The sequence below is a fragment of the Arthrobacter sp. Soil_N43 genome, assembly GCF_057655195.1.
Window position 1 is genome coordinate 1 of the sequence record NZ_JBDGML010000007.1, and the last position, 3,444, is coordinate 3,444.

The 3,444-nt window shown below is 63.2% G+C and carries 5 protein-coding genes; 3 read left to right on the forward strand and 2 right to left on the reverse strand.

Translation table 11 applies throughout. The features are described 5' to 3' along the window. Nucleotides 1-704: cytochrome c oxidase subunit I (locus AC3A3W_RS00110; protein ID WP_487439865.1), on the forward strand; the 704-nt coding region annotated here is incomplete at its 5' end. After that, nucleotides 701-1,102 carry a cytochrome c oxidase subunit 4 gene (locus tag AC3A3W_RS00115; protein WP_487439866.1) on the forward strand — a complete coding sequence of 134 codons (402 nt, stop codon included), beginning with the start codon at nt 701-703 and terminating at the stop codon, nt 1,100-1,102. The genes AC3A3W_RS00110 and AC3A3W_RS00115, both read left to right, overlap by 4 nt. A gap of 83 nt (nt 1,103-1,185) precedes the next feature. Here the strand turns inward: AC3A3W_RS00115 and AC3A3W_RS00120 are convergent, their stop codons facing one another. After that, nucleotides 1,186-1,479: an HPr family phosphocarrier protein gene (locus AC3A3W_RS00120; RefSeq protein WP_487439867.1), complete on the reverse strand. Its 294-nt coding sequence runs from the start codon at nt 1,477-1,479 to the stop codon at nt 1,186-1,188. A 164-nt stretch (nt 1,480-1,643) separates the two neighbouring features. Between AC3A3W_RS00120 and AC3A3W_RS00125 the strand changes: the two genes are divergently transcribed. After that, nucleotides 1,644-2,435, forward strand: coding sequence for a GntR family transcriptional regulator (locus AC3A3W_RS00125; protein ID WP_487439868.1), 792 nt, complete (start codon nt 1,644-1,646; stop codon nt 2,433-2,435). An 80-nt stretch (nt 2,436-2,515) separates the two neighbouring features. Here AC3A3W_RS00125 and AC3A3W_RS00130 read toward each other — a convergent pair. Continuing rightward, nucleotides 2,516-3,444: cytochrome b family protein (locus AC3A3W_RS00130; protein ID WP_487439869.1), on the reverse strand; the 929-nt coding region annotated here is incomplete at its 5' end.

Here is a 3,444-nt window from a genome sequence, read left to right on the forward strand (position 1 = left end):
ACTGGATCGGCACCATGTGGCGCGGTTCAATCACCTTCGAGACCCCGATGCTCTGGAGCATCGGCTTCCTCATCACGTTCCTCTTCGGCGGCCTCACCGGCATCATCCTGGCCTCCCCGCCGCTGGACTTCCACGTCTCCGGCTCGTACTTCGTGGTGGCGCACTTCCACTACGTGGTGTTCGGCACGGTGGTGTTCGCGATGTTCGCCGGCTTCTACTTCTGGTGGCCGAAGTGGACCGGCAAGATGCTCAACGAACGCCTCGGCAAGATCCACTTCTGGCTGCTGTTCCTGGGCTTCCACGGCACGTTCCTGATCCAGCACTGGCTGGGCGTCGAAGGCATGCCGCGCCGCTACGCCGACTACATGATCGAGGACAACTTCACCTGGATGAACCAGTTCTCCACGATCTCCTCGTTCGTCCTCGGCGCGTCGCTGATTCCGTTCTTCTGGAACGTCTACATCACGGCACGCAGCAGCGAAAAGGTCATGGTCGACGATCCTTGGGGCTTCGGCGCCTCGCTGGAATGGGCCACATCCTGCCCGCCGCCGCGCCACAACTTCACGTCGCTGCCCCGCATCCGCTCGGAGCGCCCGGCACTGGACCTGCATCACCCTGAGCTATCCCAGTCACACACCGTTGAGTCACCGGCACCGGCAGCAGCTGTGCTCGGTAACGCCGATCAGAAGGACACCTCGCAGTGAAGATCGAATCTTGGATTTTTGGAGCCGGAGTCTTCTTCTTCGTACCGGTCTCCCTGATTTACGGTTTCCTCACCAACTGGTCTGAGTGGGTGGGCATCCTGGGCATCCTGCTCGTCGGCGGCCTCGCCGGCATGATCGGCGCCTACCTCGGCTTCACCGGCAAGCGCGTTGGGATGCGTCCGGAGGACCGCAATGACGCCGAGATTCACGAAGGCGCGGGCGAACAGGGGCACTTCAGCCCCTGGAGCTGGTGGCCCTTGATGCTTGGTCTGACCTGCGCGGCAGGTTTCCTGGGCCTCGCCATCGGGTTCTGGATGACCTTCATTGCCGCAGGCATGGCGATTATCACGCTCGTAGGCTGGGTCTACGAGTACAGCCGCGGCGACCACGCCCACTAGGCGTAATCAGCAGGCTGTTAGACAGCAAACGACGGCGGGCCCCACCATTTGGTGGGGCCCGCCGTCGTTGGTTGGGGACGAACTTATGCGGTCGCCGGCGACTCCAACAGCTCGGCCAGGCCGGTCAGTGCGGCTTCAGCATCGGTGAGGCTGCGGCCTTCCGGCAGAGCGGATTCGGTAATTCCCAGTTCCACTTCGCAGCCGCAGTTGAAGTCGGCGGTCATCACCTCCAGCAGGGACCTGGCGTCAACGGCGTCAGTGCCGTCTTTCCTGATGGTTACCGGCATGCCGGTGTCCGTGACAGCGCGGACGAAAACGGCCGCAGGGCGGGCATGCAGGCCTATGGCTGCTGAAACGATTGCCTTGCGAACTGGCAATGGGACTCCTCTTACTCGGACGGAATGACGCCGTCGTCTACTTCGTTCGCCCTTAAGAATATCGCTGCGGAACAGCGCGAACTGCGCCCCGCCAAGCTGGTCTAGACCTCGTCCGGAATTGGCATACCCTTGAAGTGTGAAGATGACTTTCAGGACCAGCCGCCATGGCTGCTAGCGCTGCCGCGATCGTCGGTGAGATTGACCGGAAGTCCGGGACCCCCATCTATGTCCAGCTGAGGGAACTTCTCCGGACGTATATTGCAACATCCTGTCCGCCGGGTTCTGGGCTTCCTTCGGAGCGGGACCTGGCCGAGAGGTTCGGACTGGCCCGCATGACCGTCCGCCAAGCCATTGACGCCCTGGTGGGCGAAGAGGTCATTGAGCGCGTGGTCGGGTTGGGAACCTTCGTCCGCAAGCCCAAACTCGATCTCCAGGTCAAACTCACCTCGTACAGCGAGGAAATGCAGCGCCGCGGTATGGTGCCGGCAGCCAAGGTCCTCAGCTTCGAGCAGATCGCCGCCAGTGCCTTTCTCGCGCGCGAACTCCAGCTGGAGGAGGGAACGCCCCTGGTGCGGTTCCGGCGGCTGCTGCTGGCCGATAATGAGCCGATGAGCGTGGACGAGAACTTCATTCCGGCCCACCGCGTACCAGGGCTGCTGGACGGCGAACCCCCAACCTCGCTGTACAACGTCCTGAGCGAACAGTTCGGCCTGGTGATGGAATGGGGGGAGGACATGATTGAAGCCACGGCCGCCTCACCCTCCACCGCGCGGCTGCTGAACGTGGAGATCGGTGCACCGCTGCTGAAAATCCAGCGGCACGCGTTCGTTGCACGGGCCATGGTCGACTATTCCGTGTCCTTCTACCGTGCCGATCGCTACAAGCTCTGGGTGCCTTTGCAGCGGCCGGGAGTGCGGCCCGCCCGCAATTACGCATCCGGGTACCGGAACCAGTAGCAGGAGCCCCGCTTGGCACGCAGAAAGGCCCGGTCCCAAGGGACCGGGCCTTTCTGCTGTGCTAGCCGTACGGAATGCTACTAGTGGCTGAGGGTCTTCTGACCCGCGCCTGCCTCGACAGCCTCGTGGTGGCCGTGGCTGGCTTCGAGCTCAGCAGGCGTTGCCGGGGCAACCCTGTCCTCGAAGAACCAGCGGGAGAGCGCCGCACGGCGCTTTTCCTTGCGGGTTACCACACCGTGCTCATTCGGCTCAGCCGGCAGGGGAAGGGGAGACTCGAAGCCCACCAGCTTGTAGCGCTTGTATTCGTCGAGCGGAGCGTGCACCTCGATGAACTCACCGTGCGGGAGGCGCACGATGCGTCCGGTTTCACGGCCGTGCAGGGCGATTTCGCGGTCCTTGCGCTGCAGCGCCAGGGCCACGCGCTTGGTAACGACGAACGCGATGATCGGTCCGAGGAAGAACAGCGCCCGCAGCCAGTACGTGACGTCGTTCAGCGAAACCATGAAATGGGTCGCGATCAGGTCGGAGCTCGCTGCGGCCCACATGACGCAGTAGAACGTGAACCCTGCCATGCCGATCGCGGTCCGGGTGGGGGCGTTGCGCGGACGGTCGAGAACGTGGTGTTCGCGGTTGTCCTTGGTGATCCAGCGCTCGATCCAGGGGTACATGAAGAGAACGGTGAACACGAGGCCTGCCGGAACCAGGGCCGGCAGCAGCACGTTGAGCGTCAGCACGTATCCGAAGACGATGAATTCGAAGTGGAAGTCACCGAGGACGCCAGGCATCAGGCGCAGCGCACCGTCAACCCAGCCGATGTACCAGTCAGGCTGCGTGCCCGCCGAAACGGGCGACGGGTCGTACGGCCCGTAGTTCCAGATCGGGTTGATGGTGAAGAATGCCGCCATCAGGGCGATGACGCCGAACACGATGAAGAAGAATCCGCCAGCCTTGGCTGCGTAAACCGGACCCAGCGGGTAGCCGACGACGTTGCCGTCGTTGCGGCCGGGAC

Excerpts from the sequence above, each read along its gene's own strand:
- AC3A3W_RS00125 (WP_487439868.1), top strand. The coding sequence starts at position 1,644 with ATGGCTGCTAGCGCTGCCGCGATCGTCGGTGAGATTGACCGGAAGTCC.